The 16577-nt window shown below is 66.1% G+C and carries 13 protein-coding genes; 6 read left to right on the forward strand and 7 right to left on the reverse strand.

All coding sequences use genetic code 11. From position 1 onward, the window contains the following. Positions 1–3: 3 nt before the first annotated feature. Together JQ603_RS29445 and JQ603_RS29450 are read right to left on the reverse strand one after the other, a co-directional pair. The gene (locus tag JQ603_RS29445; protein ID WP_212344766.1) at positions 4–2880 is read right to left on the reverse strand and encodes an EAL domain-containing protein; all 2877 of its coding nucleotides are present in this window, start codon (positions 2878–2880) and stop codon (positions 4–6) included. A 139-nt stretch (positions 2881–3019) separates the two neighbouring features. Beyond that, positions 3020–4018 (reverse strand): NAD(P)H-quinone oxidoreductase, encoded by a 999-nt coding sequence (locus JQ603_RS29450; protein ID WP_212344769.1) that lies wholly within the window; start codon positions 4016–4018, stop codon positions 3020–3022. Positions 4019–4130: 112 nt separating this feature from the next. Here JQ603_RS29450 and JQ603_RS29455 point away from each other — a divergent pair, with 112 nt between their 5' ends. Both JQ603_RS29455 and JQ603_RS29460 read left to right on the forward strand, forming a co-directional pair. After that, positions 4131–4322, forward strand: coding sequence for a DUF1192 domain-containing protein (locus JQ603_RS29455; protein WP_183250227.1), 192 nt, complete (start codon positions 4131–4133; stop codon positions 4320–4322). A 579-nt stretch (positions 4323–4901) separates the two neighbouring features. Then, on the forward strand, positions 4902–5411 hold the full coding sequence (locus JQ603_RS29460; protein WP_212344772.1) for a DUF1465 family protein: 510 nt from the start codon (positions 4902–4904) through the stop codon (positions 5409–5411). A gap of 195 nt (positions 5412–5606) precedes the next feature. Here JQ603_RS29460 and rpmE read toward each other — a convergent pair whose 3' ends face one another. Then, positions 5607–5834 carry a 50S ribosomal protein L31 gene (gene rpmE / locus JQ603_RS29465; protein WP_018646677.1) on the reverse strand — a complete coding sequence of 76 codons (228 nt, stop codon included), beginning with the start codon at positions 5832–5834 and terminating at the stop codon, positions 5607–5609. Positions 5835–6032: 198 nt separating this feature from the next. On the opposite strand from rpmE, the gene JQ603_RS29470 reads away from it, so the two are divergent. Continuing rightward, on the forward strand, positions 6033–7883 hold the full coding sequence (locus tag JQ603_RS29470; protein WP_212344775.1) for an ABC transporter ATP-binding protein/permease: 1851 nt from the start codon (positions 6033–6035) through the stop codon (positions 7881–7883). Between the two features lie 19 nt (positions 7884–7902). Here the strand turns inward: JQ603_RS29470 and JQ603_RS29475 are convergent, their stop codons facing one another. From JQ603_RS29475 to JQ603_RS29490, 4 genes are all read right to left on the reverse strand, one after another. Further along, positions 7903–8121: a hypothetical protein gene (locus tag JQ603_RS29475; protein ID WP_212344778.1), complete on the reverse strand. Its 219-nt coding sequence runs from the start codon at positions 8119–8121 to the stop codon at positions 7903–7905. Positions 8122–8190: 69 nt separating this feature from the next. Then, positions 8191–8640 (reverse strand): GNAT family N-acetyltransferase, encoded by a 450-nt coding sequence (locus tag JQ603_RS29480; RefSeq protein WP_212344781.1) that lies wholly within the window; start codon positions 8638–8640, stop codon positions 8191–8193. Then, positions 8640–9668, reverse strand: coding sequence for a peptidoglycan -binding protein (locus JQ603_RS29485; protein WP_212344783.1), 1029 nt, complete (start codon positions 9666–9668; stop codon positions 8640–8642). The genes JQ603_RS29480 and JQ603_RS29485 overlap by 1 nt, the downstream gene beginning before the upstream one ends. 4 nt (positions 9669–9672) lie before the next feature. Beyond that, positions 9673–10692 (reverse strand): flagellar motor protein MotA, encoded by a 1020-nt coding sequence (locus tag JQ603_RS29490; RefSeq protein ID WP_212344786.1) that lies wholly within the window; start codon positions 10690–10692, stop codon positions 9673–9675. Between the two features lie 247 nt (positions 10693–10939). On the opposite strand from JQ603_RS29490, the gene JQ603_RS29495 reads away from it, so the two are divergent. The 3 genes from JQ603_RS29495 to JQ603_RS29505 all read left to right on the forward strand — a co-directional run bounded on the left by JQ603_RS29495 (position 10940) and on the right by JQ603_RS29505 (position 16544). Continuing rightward, a complete protein-coding gene (locus JQ603_RS29495; RefSeq protein WP_212344789.1) occupies positions 10940–11953 on the forward strand; it encodes an SAM-dependent methyltransferase in 1014 nt (337 codons plus the stop codon). A 229-nt stretch (positions 11954–12182) separates the two neighbouring features. Then, the gene (locus tag JQ603_RS29500; protein WP_212344792.1) at positions 12183–13376 is read left to right on the forward strand and encodes an efflux RND transporter periplasmic adaptor subunit; all 1194 of its coding nucleotides are present in this window, start codon (positions 12183–12185) and stop codon (positions 13374–13376) included. A gap of 6 nt (positions 13377–13382) precedes the next feature. Next, entirely contained in the window at positions 13383–16544 is a 3162-nt protein-coding gene (locus JQ603_RS29505) for a multidrug efflux RND transporter permease subunit (RefSeq protein ID WP_212344795.1), read from the forward strand. The last annotated feature ends 33 nt before the right edge of the window (positions 16545–16577 follow it).

Consider the following 16577-nt stretch of genomic DNA (forward strand, 5'->3'; position numbering starts at 1 on the left):
CGATCAGCTCGCCGCTTCCAGCCGTACTTCCGTCAGAAGGCGCATCGCGGCATCCGCGTCCATCGGCTCGCCGAAGGCAAAGCCTTGCGCGTATTCGCAGCCCATCTGGTAGAGCTCGACCGCGTCGGAATCGGTCTCGGCGCCTTCGGCCACGACGTCCATGCCGAGATCGTGCGCCAGCGCGATGATCGACTTCAGGATCACCGGGCGGGTGCCGCGGTTGGTGGTGCGCACGAACGACTGGTCGATCTTGATGGTGTCGAACGGGAAGCGCTGCAGATAGGCCAGCGAGGAATGGCCGGTGCCGAAATCGTCGAGCGACAGGCCGGTGCCGAGCTCGCGGATGCGCGTCAGCATCTGAGCTGCGTGCTCAGGGTTCTCCATCACCAGCGATTCCGTCAGCTCCAGCTTGAGCGTGCCGCGCGCCACCGAGGAGCGCGACAGCACGGTGCGGATGTCGTGGATGAGGTCGTGGCGCAGCAGCTGCCGCGACGAGACGTTGACGCTTGCGAAGATCGGCTCGCGCGAGCGCATCGCGCGCTGCCACACCGAAAGCTGCTTTGCGGTCTGGTCGAGCACGAACATGCCGAGGTCGACGATCAGACCGGTCTCTTCCGCAATGCCGATGAACTCCGAGGGCGCCATGCGCCCGAGCTTCGGATGATCCCAGCGCGCCAGCGCTTCGAAGCCGGCGACCGAGCGATCCTCCAGCCGCACGATCGGCTGGTACAGGATCGTGATCTCCTGCCGCTCGATAGCGCGGCGCAATTCGCTCTCCAGGGTCAGGCGGTCGGTCTTTCGCGCGCGCATCGCCGGCTTGTAGACGTCGATGCGGTCGCCGCCGATGCGCTTGGAATGATACATCGCAAGCTCGGCGTCCTTGATGATCTCGTCCGTCAGCTGCGTCTGCGGGTCGGAGAGCGCAAGGCCGATCGAAGCCGTCAGGAAGATCTCGCGATCGTTGAAGGCGATCGGCGCGCGGATGGTCTTGCGGATGGTCTCGGCGAAATTGGTGATCCGCGCCGGATCCTGCTCCGACAGCAGGATCAGGCCGAACTGGTCGCCGGCGAGCCGCGCCAGCGTGTCCTGCGGCTTCAGGATGCGGGTCAGGCGGCGGGCGAGCGTCAGCAGGATGGAATCGCCGACCGCAATCCCGACGGAATCGTTGACCTGCTTGAAGCGGTCGAGGTCGATCACCATCAGCGTCGGCCGCAGCGTCGGCATGGTCTTGGCGAAGTTTGCGACCCCGCCGAGCCGGTCCATGAACAGCTTGCGATTGGGCAGGCCGGTGAGGTTGTCATGCACGGAATCGTGCAGCAGGCGCTCCTCGGCGTTGCGCAGCTCGGTGACGTCGGTGAGCGTGCCGACCACGCGCGAGACCTCGCCGTCGGAGCCGACCACCGGGCGCGCCTTCAGCGCGAACCACATGAAGTGACCGTCGGGGGTGCGCAGGCGGAAATCCTGCACCAGACGGCCGCGGCGCTGGTCGAGCACGCTGTCGAGCGCGGCGCGGAAACGGTCCTGGTCGAGCGGATGCAGCACCTCGAGCCACGAGGCCGCCGGGCCTTCCAGCGTACCGCGCTTCAGGCCGAGCAGGGCCTCGGTCTCGGGGCTGGTGAAAACCTTGTCGGCGGAGACGTCCCAGTCCCAGATCAGATCGCCGGAGCCGGCCAGCGCCAGCGCACGGCGCTCGATGTCGGAGACGACGCCGGTGGTGGCGCCGCCGCCGGCAAAGGCGTGCTGCATCACCGTGAAGCCGATCAGCATCACGATCAGCACGAGGCCGCCGAGCAGGGCAGGGCCGACGATGTCGTTGGTGACGGAGCCCGCCACCGTCATGCCGGCCGCGACCACCCAGACCACGAGGAGGAACCAGGTCGGGATCAAGAGCACCGCGCGGTCGAAGCCGTGGGTGGAGAGATAGACGATCAGCGCGAAACCGGCGAAGGCGATCAGCACCAGCGAGATGCGCGCGATGCCGGAGGCGACGGCCGGATCGAACAAAGCGAGCGCGACGAGGGAGCCGAGGAACGCCAGCCAGCCCACCGTGATGTGCGAATAGCGCACATGCCATCGACTGAGATTGAGATAGGCGAACAGGAACACCAGCAGGGTCGCCGCCAATATCGCTTCACCCGCCGCGCGCCAGATGCGCTCGGCGTTGTTCGACATGTCGAGCACCTTGCCCCAGAAGCCGAAATCGACGCCGATATAGACCAGCACCGCCCAGGCCAGCGCCGCGGCGGCCGGGAACATGATGCTGCCCTTGACGACGAACAGGATCGTCAGCACCAGCGCCAGCAGGCCGGAGATGCCGATCACGATGCCCTGGTAGAGCGTGAACGAGTTGACCTTGTCCTTGTAGGACTCGGGCTCCCACAGATAGAGCTGCGGCAGCTTGTCCGTGCGCAGCTCCGCGACGAAGGTGACGACGGCGCCGGGATCGAGCGTGATGCGGAACACGTCCGCGGTTGCGCTCTCCTGACGTTCGGGCCGGTCGCCGATCGACGGCGTGATGGTCGCGATGCGCGACAGCCCGAGGTCGGGCCAGAGCAATCCCGACGAGACGATGCGGTAGTGCGGCGCGACGATCAGGCGGTCGAGCTGGTCGTCGGTGTTGTTGGCGAGCGCGAACACCACCCAGTTCTGTCCGCCCTCGCGGGCGCGCACCTCGATGCGGCGGACGATGCCGTCGGTGCCGGGCGCGGTCGAGACCTGGATGCGGTCGGCATCGCTGCGCTGATGCTCGAGCACGCCGGTGAGGTCGATCGCGGGCGCGTCACTGCGGACGCTGACGGCGTCGAGCGCGCGCGCAGGGTACGCGGCGACAAGAATCATGAGGCCCAGCGCGATGGGCGCGAGGCACCTGATCAGACGCAAGGCCAGTTCTCCGCGTTCGACGCAACTCTTCGGTGGAAGACGATTTCACACCGGACGGAATTGGTTCGGTGCGTCGCGATAGATGCCACGAAAGCGAGGAAAATCAAAGGGTTTCCGGCTGGCCCTGTGGGCCAGCGGCCTAGGCTTCCAACACAATTTTGCCAATATGTGCGCTCGTCTCCATGCGTCGGTGGGCGTCCGCCGCCTTTTCCAGCGGGAAAGTGCTGTCCATCACCGGTTTGATGCGGCCTTCGCGTAAGAGCGGCATCACTTTCTGTTCGATCGCGGCCACCATCGCCGCCTTGTCCGCATTACTACGGGGGCGCAGCGTCGAGCCGGTATGGGTCAGGCGCTTGACCATGACCTTGGCGATGTTGACGCTGACCTTGGGGCCGTTGAGGGTCGCGATCTGGACGATGCGGCCGTCGACGGCGGCGGCATCATAGTTGCGGTCGACATAGTCGCCGGCGACCATGTCGAGGATCAGATTGACGCCGGCCTTGCCAGTCTCTTCCTTGACGACAGTGACGAAGTCTTCCGTCTTGTAGTTGATGGCGCGGTCGGCACCCAGCTTGAGGCAGGCGTCGATCTTGTCCTGCGATCCCACGGTGACGAACACCTTTGCGCCGAACGCCTTGGCAAGCTGGATTGCCATGGTGCCGATGCCGGAGGAGCCGCCATGGATCAGCAGCGTCTCGCCGGCCTTCAGCCCGCCGCGCTCGAACACGTTGTGCCAGACCGTCATCAGGGTTTCCGGCAGCGCGCCGGCTTCCTTGATCGACAGTGCCGGCGGCACGCTCATGGCCTGGGCGTCCTGGGCGATGCAGTACTGCGCATAGCCGCCGCCGGCGACGAGCGACATCACCTTGTCGCCGATCTTGTGCCGCTTGGCGTTGCTGCCGACGGCGACCACTTCACCGGCGATCTCGAGGCCGGGCAGGTCGCTGGCGCCGGGCGGCGGCGGATAGGCGCCGGAGCGCTGCGCCACGTCGGGCCGGTTGACGCCGGCAGCCTCGACCTTGACCAGGATCTCGTCGGGACCGGGCTGCGGCAGCGCGCGCTGTTCAGGAACCAGCACCTCCGGTCCGCCGGGCTTGGAGATGGCGACCACGGTCATTTGCGCAGGCAGCTTGTCCATGATGTGTCCTTGAGCAAAGGTGCAGGAGGAAACGAGGCCATTGCTTAGCCAGCGCGGCCCAGGCTGGCAACCGCCTCAGCGGTGTGACAGGCGCGAACGCAGGAGGAACGACATGGCGATGGAAGACGACGACCGCCCGCGCAAGAAGGTCACGCACGAAATCGGACAGGATCTCTCACTCTTGTCAGTGGAGGAACTGACCGAGCGCGTCGCTCTCCTTAAGACCGAGATCGCCAGGCTGGAAGAAGCCGCCACCAAGAAGCGCGCCTCGCGCGATGCGGCGAACAGTTTCTTCAAGTCGTAAGTCGCCGCCACACCAACCGCCGTTCGTCCCGGCGAAGGCCGGGACCTATACTCCGTGCAAGTCATTTGGCGATGACTCGGAGTTACCAACTCGCGCGACAACTCCACCCTGTGGTTATGGGTCCCGGCCCCGTGCGCAATTGCGCACTAGGCCGGGACGACGAGAGAGTTTTGTTCCGCACCGCACTCGGCCACTGGCCGACATGGCTAACGAACTCTCAAAAAATTAGCTCGTTTACGGTCGATTAAGCTTTCGGGTTTATGACTGGACCTGTCCTCGTTTGGACACCGAGTGGCTCCTGTCCACTCTGTTTGACGCCTCCCTGTTATCAACTTTCAAAGCCGCCGGTCTCCGGCGGCTCTTTTTTTGCGCCAAAGCGCCTTCGAGCGAGGTGGGTACCGGTTCGCGTCAAGAAAGCGCCTCACAAGAGTCTCTTCCCGGTTGAATTCCGAGGAAAGACCCGCGGAAACCATATCCGCGCTTGTCGCTGGACTCCGCGCCTCGCCCGCGCAATGATTTGTTCATCATAATCCGGCGCCAAAGCCGGACGGGTAAACAGTTGCGTAAGGGGCGTTAACCATGGAACGTTTGCAAGCTGAAGGTGCTCTCGTTCAACTCAGCGAGCGTTTCACCAATTCTGCGGCGTTCGGCGCGCTGTTCCGCGAGGGCATGGACCTCGTCGAAGAGACCGCCGCCTATCTCGACGGCGCCGGCCGCGTCGAGGCCAAGGCGCTCGACCGCGCCGTCAGCCTCACTTACGCCACCGAAAGCATGCGTCTCACCACCCGCCTGATGCAGCTCGCCTCCTGGCTGCTGCTGCACCGCGCGGTGAAGGAAGGCGAGATGACGTTGATGCAGGCCAACCGCGAGAAGACCAAGGTCAAGCTCACCGCCGCCGATCCCGGCCCGTCCGACACCATCGAGAAGCTGCCCTCGCAGCTCCAGGAGCTGATCCATCGCTCGATGAGCCTGCAGACCCGCGTGCGCCGGCTCGACACCACCATCCACACCCCGCCAACCGAACACGTCGCCATCGGTAATCCGCTGGTGCCGCACCTCAACGCGCTGAAGGCCGCGTTCGAGCGGTAATCACAGGTGCCGTAGGGTGGGCAAAGGCGCGCAGCGCCGTGCCCACCATCAGCCTTTCGGGATCGTAGCAAGAATTCGTGGGCACGCTTCGCTTTGCCCACCCTACGATTCCTCGGCCTTGGTCGAGAACTCCCACAAACAAAAACGCCCCCGGCTCTCCGGGGGCGTTTTTCGTCTCCAGCCTTGCGGGCCGGATCAATCCTTTTTGAGAAAGCCCGAAAACTTCTTCTGGAAGCGCGAGACGCGGCCGCCGCGGTCCATCAGCTGCTGGGAGCCGCCGGTCCAGGCCGGGTGCGACTTCGGGTCGATGTCGAGGTGCAGCTTGTCGCCTTCCTTGCCCCAGGTGGAGCGGGTCTGGTACTCGGAACCGTCGGTCATCACGACCGTAATCGTATGATAATTCGGGTGAATTTCGGCTTTCATGGCAATTCCTCGGCGCGCCGGCGCCTATCTGGGTGGCTAGCGAATGACGGATTTGGGCGGCTCTATACCCCACAGGCCCCCTTAAAACAAGCCATTGTGGGGACTTGAGAACCGGGCCGTTCCCTAAGGGACATCCCGGATTTGCCACTCCCCCTGCACCGGCCTATGTGGGGGCATTGTCTGCTTGGGTCCGATCTCATGAGCGCAGTGGAACGGCTTGATGACCAGTACCGCGACGAGCGCGACACCGCGCCGCCGGAAGCCCCGTCGATCGAGGCCGAGCTGATCGAGCAGCCCGCCAAAGGGCGGGCGAAGCTGCGGCCGCTGCTGGCGCTCGCGCCCTATGTGAGCCGCTATCGCGGCCGGGCCGCGCTCGCCTTCGTCGCGCTCACGATCGCGGCCTTGACCACGCTGCTGGTGCCGGTCGCGGTGCGCCGGATGATCGATTTCGGCCTGACGCCCGAGGGCATCGAGCTGATCAACAGCTACTTCTCGGTGATGATCGCTGTCGTCGCCGTGCTCGCGCTGGCGAGCGCTGCGCGCTACTACCTCGTGATGACGATCGGCGAGCGCATCGTCGCCGATTTGCGCCGTGACGTGTTCGCGCATCTGTTGTCGCTGTCGCCGTCCTTCTTCGATTCCGCGCGGAGCGGCGAGCTGATCTCGCGCCTCACCGCCGACACCACCCAGATCAAGTCCGCCGTCGGCGCCTCGGTGTCGATCGCGCTGCGCAATCTGATGATGTTCTTCGGCGCGGCCGCGATGATGGTGATCACCAGCCCGAAGCTGTCGGGCTTCGTGCTGCTCGCGATACCCCTGATCGTGCTGCCGCTGGTCGCGTTCGGGCGCTGGGTGCGCCGGCTGTCGCGCAATGCGCAGGACACGCTCGCCGATGCCTCCGCCTATGCGGGCGAGCTGGTCGGCGCGATCCGCACCGTGCAGGCCTATACCAGCGAGAGCTTTGCCGAGAAGCGTTTCGGCGGCGAGGTCGAGCAGGCCTATGAGGCCGCGCGCACCTCGACCCAGGCTCGCGCCGTGCTCACCGCCATCATCATCTTCATCGTGTTCGCCAGCGTGGTGGCGATCCTCTGGATCGGCTCGCATGACGTGCTCACCGGCGCCATCACGCCGGGCCGGCTCGGCCAGTTCGTGCTCTACGCCGCCTTTGCCGCCGCCGGCCTCGGCCAGCTCAGCGAGGTCTGGGGCGAGGTCTCGGCTGCCTCGGGCGCTGCCGAGCGCCTGTTCGAGATCTTGCACGTGCAGCCCGAGATCGCGGCACCTGCTTCTCCACGCGCGCTGCCGGTGCCGGCGCGCGGCGAGGTCGGTTTCGACCGCGTCAGCTTCGCCTATCCGGCGCGGCCCGAGGGCAACGTGCTCGACGCCGTGTCGTTCACGGTGCGGCCCGGCGAGAAGGTCGCGATCGTCGGTCCCTCCGGCGCCGGCAAGAGCACGATCTTCCATCTGCTGCTGCGCTTCTACGATCCGCGTGGTGGCGTGATCTCGCTCGACGGCGTGCCGGTCAAGTCAGCCGATCCCCGCGATTTCCGCTCCCGTATCGCGCTGGTGCCGCAGGAATCCAACGTGTTCGCCGCGAGCGCGCGCGAGAACATCCGCTTCGGCCGGCCCGATGCTGGTGATGCCGAGGTCGAGCGTGCCGCCGAGCTCGCGCACGCCGCCGAATTCATCCGCCGCCTGCCGGAAGGTTTTGACACCCCGCTCGGCGAGCGCGGCGTGACGCTGTCCGGCGGCCAGCGCCAGCGCATCGCGATCGCCCGCGCCATTTTGCGCGATGCGCCGCTCTTGCTGCTCGACGAGGCCACCTCCGCGCTCGACGCCGAAAGCGAGACGCTGGTGCAGACCGCGCTGGAAGAATTGATGCGCCACCGCACCACGCTGGTGATCGCGCATCGCCTCGCCACCGTCTTGTCCTGCGACCGCATCCTGGTGATGGAGCACGGCAAGATCGTCGAGCAGGGCACGCATGCCGAGCTCGTGGCCGCGAACGGGCTTTATGCACGGCTGGCGAGGCTGCAGTTCGAGGGGGCGTGAGGCGCTGCCTTCTACAGTTTCATCGCGCGCACTTCGGCGACAGCGCCGGCACGTTTGGCCACGGCCAGTTCTTCCAGCTTCCGTCCGCGTCCACGCAGGCCGATGGTCCGGGGCCGTTCGTCTGCGCAGGGGCGCTTGATGTCGCGAAGCGCTGGTCGACATAGCTCGTCGACACATATCCGGCGACGATGACGCCCAGCATCACCGAGGATCCCTTGGCCAGCTCGCTCAGCTTCATCGATCGTCTCCATCGGCCCTGCCTGAGACAACGATTAACCGGCGCTGCGGGATCCAACCGTGACAGGCCTCACGCCCGCCATACCATCTTCAGCACCGGCCGGCCCGAGGTCGGGTTCACGTCGTCGCCGGCATGGGCAAAGCCGTTGCGCTCGTAGAAGCGGATGGCGCGGGCGTTGTCCTTGTTGACGAGCAGCGTGACGCCTGCCGGCGACAGCCGCTTGGCCTCGTCCACCAGCAGCCGTGCCGCGTCCGAGCCCCAATGCGCGGGATCGACCACGAGCTGGTCGAGATAACCTTCGCCGTCGATGGTGACGAAGCCGGTCAGCACGCCGTCCTGTTCGGCGACCACGATTTGGGCCTTCGGCACCAGATCCTTGCGCCAGCGCTCGCGCCACCATTCCAGCCGCGCGGCGAAATCGATCTGCGGATAGGCCTCTTGCCAGGTGCGATGCCAGAGGTCGATCGAGGCTGTCTCGTCCTCGGGGCGGTAGGGGCGGAGGTGGATGGCGCCGCTCACTACCGCTCCGTTAGCTTCAGCTCGATGCGGCGGTTGCGCTTGTAGGCCTCTTCCGTGTTGCCGGTGTCGAGCGGCTGGAATTCGCCGAAGCCGGCGGCGACGAGGCGCTGGGCGGGCACGCCGAGCGAGATCAGATATTGCACCACCGAGATCGAACGAGCGGCTGAGAGGTCCCAGTTCGACTTGAAGTTCGCGCCGCTCACCGGCCGCACGTCGGTGTGGCCGTCGACGCGCAGCACCCAGGGGATATCGCTCGGGATCTTCTTGTCGAGCTCGATCAGCGCGGCTGCCAGGGTGTCGAGCTCGGCGCGGCCCTCGGGCAGCAGCACCGCCTGGCCGGTGTCGAAGAACACTTCGGACTGGAACACGAAGCGGTCGCCGACGATTCGGATGTCGGGGCGGTTGCCGAGGATGGCGCGCAGGCGGCCGAAGAATTCCGAGCGGTAGCGCGATAACTCCTGCACGCGCTGCGCCAGCGCGACATTCAGGCGGGAGCCGAGATCGGCGATCCGGTTCTGCGATTCCTTGTCGCGCTTCTCGGATGCATCGAGCGCCTCTTCCAGCGCCGCCAATTGCCGGCGTAGCGCGCTGATCTGCTGGTTCAGCACCTCGATTTGCGCCAGCGCCCGCGCCGAGACCGCTTTCTCGGAATCCAGCGCCTTGCCGAGCTCGGTAGTCTTGCCCTGCGCGTCATTGCCGGCGGCCGCGAGGCCCTCATAGAGGCCCTTGACGCGGTCGCGCTCGGACTCGGCCGAGGCCAGGCCGGCCCTCAGCTGCGAGACCTGGTCGTCGAGCGTGAGCTTGCCGAGCTTCTCCAGCGACAGCAGCTCGTTGAGCTGGGCGATCTTGGCGTTGAGCTGCTCCAGCGCCTTGTCCTTGCCGGTCACCTCCTGAGACAGGAAGAACTGCACGACGAGAAACACCGACAGCAGGAACACGATCGACAGCACCAGCGTCGACAGTGCGTCGACGAAGCCCGGCCAGTAATTGAAGGCGCCATCGCTGCGGCGGCCGCGCGCGAGAGCCATGTCGCTAACCCTTTTCCGGCTGGCGCGCGATCCGTTCCAGCAGGCGCCGGATCTCGCGGTTCTGCTCGCCCTGGCCGTCGGCCCATTCGCGGATCATCTGCTGCTCGGTGCGCATGTGCGAGACCAGCGCCTGGATGGCTTCGGCAAGGCTCGCCATCGCCGCGGTGGTGCCGCGGCTGGTGCTGCCTTCCTCGAGCACGGAGCGCAGGCGCTCGACAGCGGCCTGAAGCTCGCCGCTGGCAACCCCGCCGCCGGCGGCGGCGACAGGCACCTCGCCGCGGCCATATTCGCGCACGGTGGTCGCGAGCCAGTCCTCGAGATCGGTGTAGAAGCGGTTCTGCGCCTGGCTCGATTGCAGATCGAGGAAGCCGAGGATCAGCGAGCCGGCGAGGCCGAACAGGGAGCTGGAGAACGAGATGCCCATGCCGCCGAGCGGGGCGGCGAGGCCCTCCTTCAGCGTGTCGAACAGCGCTCCGGAATCGCCGCCGACCTTGAGCCCGTCGATGACCTTGCCGACCGAGCCGACCGTCTCGATCAGGCCCCAGAAGGTGCCGAGCAGGCCGAGGAAGACGAGCAGGCCGGTCATGTAGCGGGAGATGTCGCGGGCCTCGTCCAGGCGGGTCGCGATCGAATCGAGCAAATGCCGCATGGTGGTCTGGGTGATGGTCATCCGCCCGGTGCGCTCGCCGCCCAGGATCATCGCCATCGGCGCCAGCAGTTTCGGGTGCCGGGCGGGGGCAAGGCCGGGATCGGCGATGCGGAAATTGTTGACCCAGGACACTTCAGGGTAGAGCCGGATGACCTGGCGGAAAGCCAGGATGATGCCGATGAACAGGACGCCGCCGATCAGGGCGTTCAGCCCGGGATTGGCGAAAAAGGCCTGGATGATCTGCTTGTAGAGCACCACGCCGACCAGGGTGCACAGCACCAGGAAGACCAGCATCCGCACCAGGAAGACGCTGGGCGAGGACAGCTTGGTATATTCGATGTCGATGGAGGAGCGGGGCGGGGCGCCAGACGGCATGGCCGGTATCATCCGTTACGAACGTGATTGCGGGGCGCACTATGGCACAGGCCCGGCCCAAAAAAAGCGCCGGATGCGCCGATTTCGTGGAGAGCGCCCGGAACCCGAAGCGGAAACCGCGCTTTGATAACGTGTCAATTGCAAGACACCGCAGGCCGCCGCTGCCCTGTGGCTGCCCCGGCTTGTTGCCGGCACCTGCCCGTTCTTCCTCCGCCGCCCCACGAGACCTGACCAAGGGAGTGGTCGCATGAGCGTCGTTTCCGCGATCATCGGGACTGCCGAACGTGTGCCGCTGCCTGATGTCGTGATCCGGGCTGCGATCCAGCGCCTCTGCTCCCGCACAGCAACCCGTCTTGCCGCGCCTGATGCGGCCGGCGATGCCGCCATCGCCGGACGGATGCTGCTGCGGCCGATTGCCGGGGACGCCGGGCGCGACGAGGTGCCTGCGTCCTTCTTCGCGGAGGTGCTTGGCCCCAACCGCAAATACTCGTGCTGCTTCTACAAGACCGACGCGACCACCCTGCAGGAGGCGGAGGAGGAGGCGCTGCGCCAGACCGTCGAGCATGCCGGTCTCGCCGACGGCCAGGCCATCCTCGAGCTCGGTTGCGGCTGGGGCGCGCTGTCGCTGTGGATGGCGCGGCAGTTTCCGCACGCGACGGTGACCGCGGTCGCGAACTCGCAGGCGCAGCGCGCCTTGATCGAGGAGGAGGCGCGGCTGCGCGGGCTGTCCAACCTCCGCGCGGTCACCGCCGACATGAACGTTTTCGCGCCCGACAGCCAGTTCGACCGCATCGTCGCGGTCGAGGCGTTCGAGCGCATGACGAACTGGCGCAAGCTGATGACGCGCCTGCACTCATGGCTCGCGCCCGAGGCGCGCTTCTTCATGCAGATCGCCGCGCATCGCACCGGCTCCCACCTGTTCGACCGGACCGATCGCGAGGACTGGATCGCCCAGCACGTCTTCACGGGCGGGCTGATGCCGAGCCATCACCTCGTCAGGCAGTTCGACGACATCTTCACGGTTGAGAAGGAATGGTGCTGGAGCGGCACCCATTATCAGCGCACCGCCAACGACTGGCTTGCCAATTTCGACGCGCGTCGCGAGACGATCGAGGCGGCCTTGCGCGAGGTCCATGGCGATGACACCGGTCTTTGGATGCGGCGCTGGCGCTGGTTCTGCCTCGCGACCTCGGGCCTGTTCGGCTATGCCGACGGAACCGAATGGGGCGTCAGCCACTACCGGATGAAGGCCGCCGAGTGATTGCGATCTTCTGTCGCAGCCCGCGGTGATGGAACCCGACTCACAATCCGGTGAGTCCCGAAAAGCCCCAAAAAGTCAGCAAGATAGGTCGTGTGACATTGAGCCGCCCGCAGCATGCGTTGCGTCGCAGCAGGTCCATTCTATTTTGACGGCATCAGCTGCGCGCAAATCACCCAGAACGGGTCGGCGCGCGCGTGACCAGTTCAACAACATCGGGGCACTTAACTTCATGTCAGGACTTCGTGCGCGATCGGCATGCGTTGCAATGATGCTCGCGGCCCTTGCGCCGCTGCTCGCAGGTTGCGACGAATCGAGCTCGGCCGTCTCCGCCGCTCCGCCCACCGATCCTGACGTCAGCATCGTCGTCGTCAAGCCGCAACCGCGCGCCGTGGTGCGCGAGCTGCCGGGTCGCATCGCGCCGACCCGCGTCTCCGACGTGCGGCCGCGCGTCTCCGGCATCGTGGTCGAACGCCTGTTCCGCCAGGGCAGCGAGGTGAAGGCCGGCGATCCGCTCTACCGCATCGATCCGCGTCCGTTCGAGGTCGAGGTGATGGCCAACGAGGCGGCGGTCGCCAAGTCCGAGGCTGCGCTGATGCAGGCCAAGCAGCAGGCGCACCGCATCGCCACCCTCACCAGGGATCGCGCGGCCCCGGAGGCCGAGAACGAGAAGGCGATCGCCGCCGAACGCCAGGCCCATGCCGAGGTCGAGGGACGCAAGGCCGATCTCGCCCGCGCCAAGCTCAACCTCGACTATGCCACCGTGCGCGCGCCGATCGATGGCGTCGTCGGCGCGGCCCTCGTCAGCGAGGGCGCGCTCGCGGTGCAGAACGAGACCAATCTGGCCACCATCCAGCAGCTCGACCCGATCTATGCCGACTTCACCCAGTCGGTGACCGAGCTCAACCAGCTTCGCCGTGCCTTCGAGAGCGGCGATCTGGAGCGCATTGCGGCGGATGCCGCCAAGGTGCGGCTCGTGCTCGACGACAACACGCTCTATTCGCTCGACGGCAAGCTGCTGTTCTCGGATGCCAAGGTCGACGCCCATACCGGCCAGGTGACGCTGCGCGGCGAGTTCCGCAATCCCAAGCGCGAGCTCTTGCCGGGCATGTATGTCCGTGTCCGCATCGACCAGGGTCTCGACAGCGACGCGATCGCGGTGCCGCAGCAGGCGATCCAGCGCAATGGCGGCGGCGGCAGCGAGGTGTTCGTGGTCAAGGACGACAACCACATCGCGGTGCAGCCGGTGCGCACGGGCTCGGTGCAGGACGGACTCTGGTTCGTCACTGAAGGCCTCAAGGCCGGCGACAAGGTCGTGGTCGAGGGCTTCCAGAAGTTCGCGGCGGGCGACAGGGTCAAGCCGCAATCCTGGTCGGAAGCGGACGCGACCGCGGACAACCGGCACGCCCAGAAGCTCACGCGGTAACGCGCCATGGCGAGTTTCTTCATCGACAGGCCGATCTTCGCCTGGGTGGTCGCGCTGTTCATCTGTCTGATCGGCGCGATCTCGGTGCCGCTGCTGCCGATCGCGCAATATCCGATCATCGCGCCGCCCTCGATCTCGATCTCGACCAGCTATCCCGGCGCCTCGCCGGAAAACCTCTACAACAGCGTCACGCGCCTGATCGAGGAGGAGCTCAACGGCGCTTCCGGCATCCTCAATTTCGAATCGACCAGCGACTCGCTCGGCCAAGTCGAGATCATCGCCAATTTCGTGCCGGGCACCGACACCAGCGCAGCCTCGGTCGAGGTGCAGAACCGCATCAAGCGCGTCGAGGCGCGCCTGCCGCGCGCGGTGATCCAGCAGGGCATTTTGATCGAGGAAGCCTCCAGCGCGGTGCTCCAGATCATCACGCTGAACTCGACCGACGGCAGCCTGGATGAGGTCGGCCTCGGCGACTTCATGATCCGCAACGTGCTCGGCGAAGTTCGCCGTATCCCCGGCGTCGGCCGCGCCACGCTCTATTCGACCGAGCGCAGTCTTCGTGTGTGGGTGGATCCCGCAAAACTGGTCGGCTACGGGCTGACCGCCGACGACGTCAACAAGGCCATCGCCGCGCAGAACGCGCAGGTCGCCTCGGGCAGCATCGGCGCCGAGCCGTCGACCTCGAGCCAGCGCACCTCGGCGCTGGTGCTGGTCAAGGGCCAGCTCTCCTCGCCGGATGAATTCGGCGCCATCATCCTGCGCGCCAATGCCGACGGTTCGACCGTGCGGCTGCGCGACGTCGCGCGCATCGAGGTCGGCGGCCTCAGCTATCAGTTCAACACCCGCCTCGACGGCAAGCCGACCGCCGGTCTCTCCGTGCTGATGTCGCCGACCGGCAATGCGCTGGCGACCGCGAGCGCGGTCGAAGCCAAGATGATGGAGCTGTCGCGCTTCTTCCCGGCCAACATCTCCTACGAGATCCCCTACAACATCACGCCGGTGGTCGAGGCCTCGATCAAGAAGGTGCTGACGACGCTCCTCGAAGCCGTGGTGCTGGTGTTCGTGGTGATGTTCCTGTTCCTGCAGAACATCCGCTACACCATCATCCCGACCATCGTGGTGCCGGTGGCGCTGCTCGGCGCCTGCAGCACGCTGCTGCTCGCCGGCTACTCCATCAACATGCTCTCGATGTTCGGCATGGTGCTCGCGGTCGGCATCCTCGTCGACGACGCCATCGTCGTGGTCGAGAACGTCGAGCGCATCATGAGCGAGGAAGGCCTGCCGCCGAAGGAGGCGACACGCAAGGCGATGTCGCAAATCTCGAGTGCCATCATCGGCATCACGCTGGTGCTGATGGCGGTGTTCGTGCCGATGGCATTCTTCCCGGGCTCCGTCGGCATCATCTACCGCCAGTTCTCGGTGACCATGGTCGCCGCGATCGGCTTCTCCGCCTTCCTGGCGCTGTCGCTGACGCCGGCGCTGTGCGCGACGCTGCTCAAGCCGGTCACCGCCGGTCATGGCCACGCGAAGCGGGGCGTGTTCGGCTGGTTCAACCGCATGCTCGAAGGCAGCAAGGAAACCTATTCCCGCACCGTCGGCTTCTCGCTCAAGCGCACCGGCCGCCTGATGCTGGTCTACGTCGCGCTGCTGGTTGGCCTGTCCTGGACCTTCGTCAACCTGCCCGGCGGCTTCCTGCCGATCGACGACCAGGGCTTCATCACCACCGACGTGCAGACGCCGTCGGACTCGTCCTACGGCCGCACCGAGGCCGTGATCGAGAAGGTCGAGAAATATCTGGCGCAGCGGCCGGGCGTCGACAACGTCACCTTCCTCACCGGCTTCAGCTTCTCCGGCCAGGGCATGAATACCGCGCAAGCCTTCATCACCTTGAAGGACTGGTCGGAACGCGGTCCGAAGGATTCCGCCGCGGCGATCGTCAACGACATCAACCGCGATCTGGGATCATCGATCCGCGACGCAAAAATCTCCGCGCTGCAGCCGCCGCCGATCGACAATCTCGGCAACTCCTCCGGCTTCTCATTCCGTCTGCAGGACCGCGGCCAGAAGGGCTATCCGGCCCTGATGCGCGCGGCCGACCAGCTGATCGCGGAGGCCAATGCCAGCCCGGTGCTGCAGAAGGTCTATATCGAGGGCCTGCCGGAGGCCGGCGTGGTCAATCTCGTGATTGACCGCGAGAAGGCCGGCGCCTTCGGCGTCACCTTCGAGGACATCAACAACACCATCTCGACCAATCTCGGCTCGAACTACATCAACGACTTCCCGAACCGCGGCCGCATGCAGCGCGTCGTGGTGCAGGCGGATGCGAGAGACCGCATGCGGACCGAGGACATCCTCAACTACAACGTCAAGAACAGCCGCGGCCAACTGGTGCCGTTCTCGTCCTTCGCGACGGTCGAATGGGCGCGCGGCCCGACGCAGATCGCCGGCTTCAACTATTATCCGGCGGTGCGCATCTCCGGCGAAGCCAGGCCCGGCTTCACCTCGGGCGATGCCATCGCCGAGATGGAGCGGCTCGCCGGCAGATTGCCGCGCGGCTTCGGCTATGAATGGACCGGCCAGTCGCTGCAGGAAAAGCTGTCGGGCTCGCAGGCGCCGTTCCTGCTCGCGCTCTCGGTATTCGTGGTGTTCCTGTGCCTCGCCGCACTCTACGAGAGCTGGACCATTCCGCTCGCGGTGCTGCTCACCGTGCCGCTCGGCATCGTCGGTGCCGTGGCCGCGGCGATGCTGCGCGGCCTGCCCAACGACGTCTACTTCACCGTCGGGCTGATCACGATCATCGGCCTCGCCGCAAAGGACGCGATCCTCATCATCGAGTTTGCCAAGGATCTGCGGAAAGAAGGCAAGCCGCTGGTCGAAGCCACCATCGAAGCCTGCCGCCTGCGCTTCCGCCCGATCCTGATGACGGGCCTCGCCTTCATCTGCGGCGTGCTGCCGATGGCGATCGCGCATGGTGCCGGCGGCGCCAGCCAGCAGGCGCTCGGCAGCGTCGTGATGGGTGGCATGATCGCCGTGGTGATCCTGGCGCTCCTGATGGTGCCGGTGTTCTTCGTCTCCGTGCAGCGCGTGCTGGCCGGGGATCGGGAGACGGAGGTTGTGAGGGAAGGCGAGGCCTATGGGCCACCGGCGCCGGCAAGAGCCGGCCACTGAACAGCGGATCGGCCAGCTTGCTTTCTCGGGGGC

The organism is Bradyrhizobium liaoningense, assembly GCF_018130825.1.
Classification (GTDB): Bacteria; Pseudomonadota; Alphaproteobacteria; order Rhizobiales; family Xanthobacteraceae; genus Bradyrhizobium; species Bradyrhizobium liaoningense_B.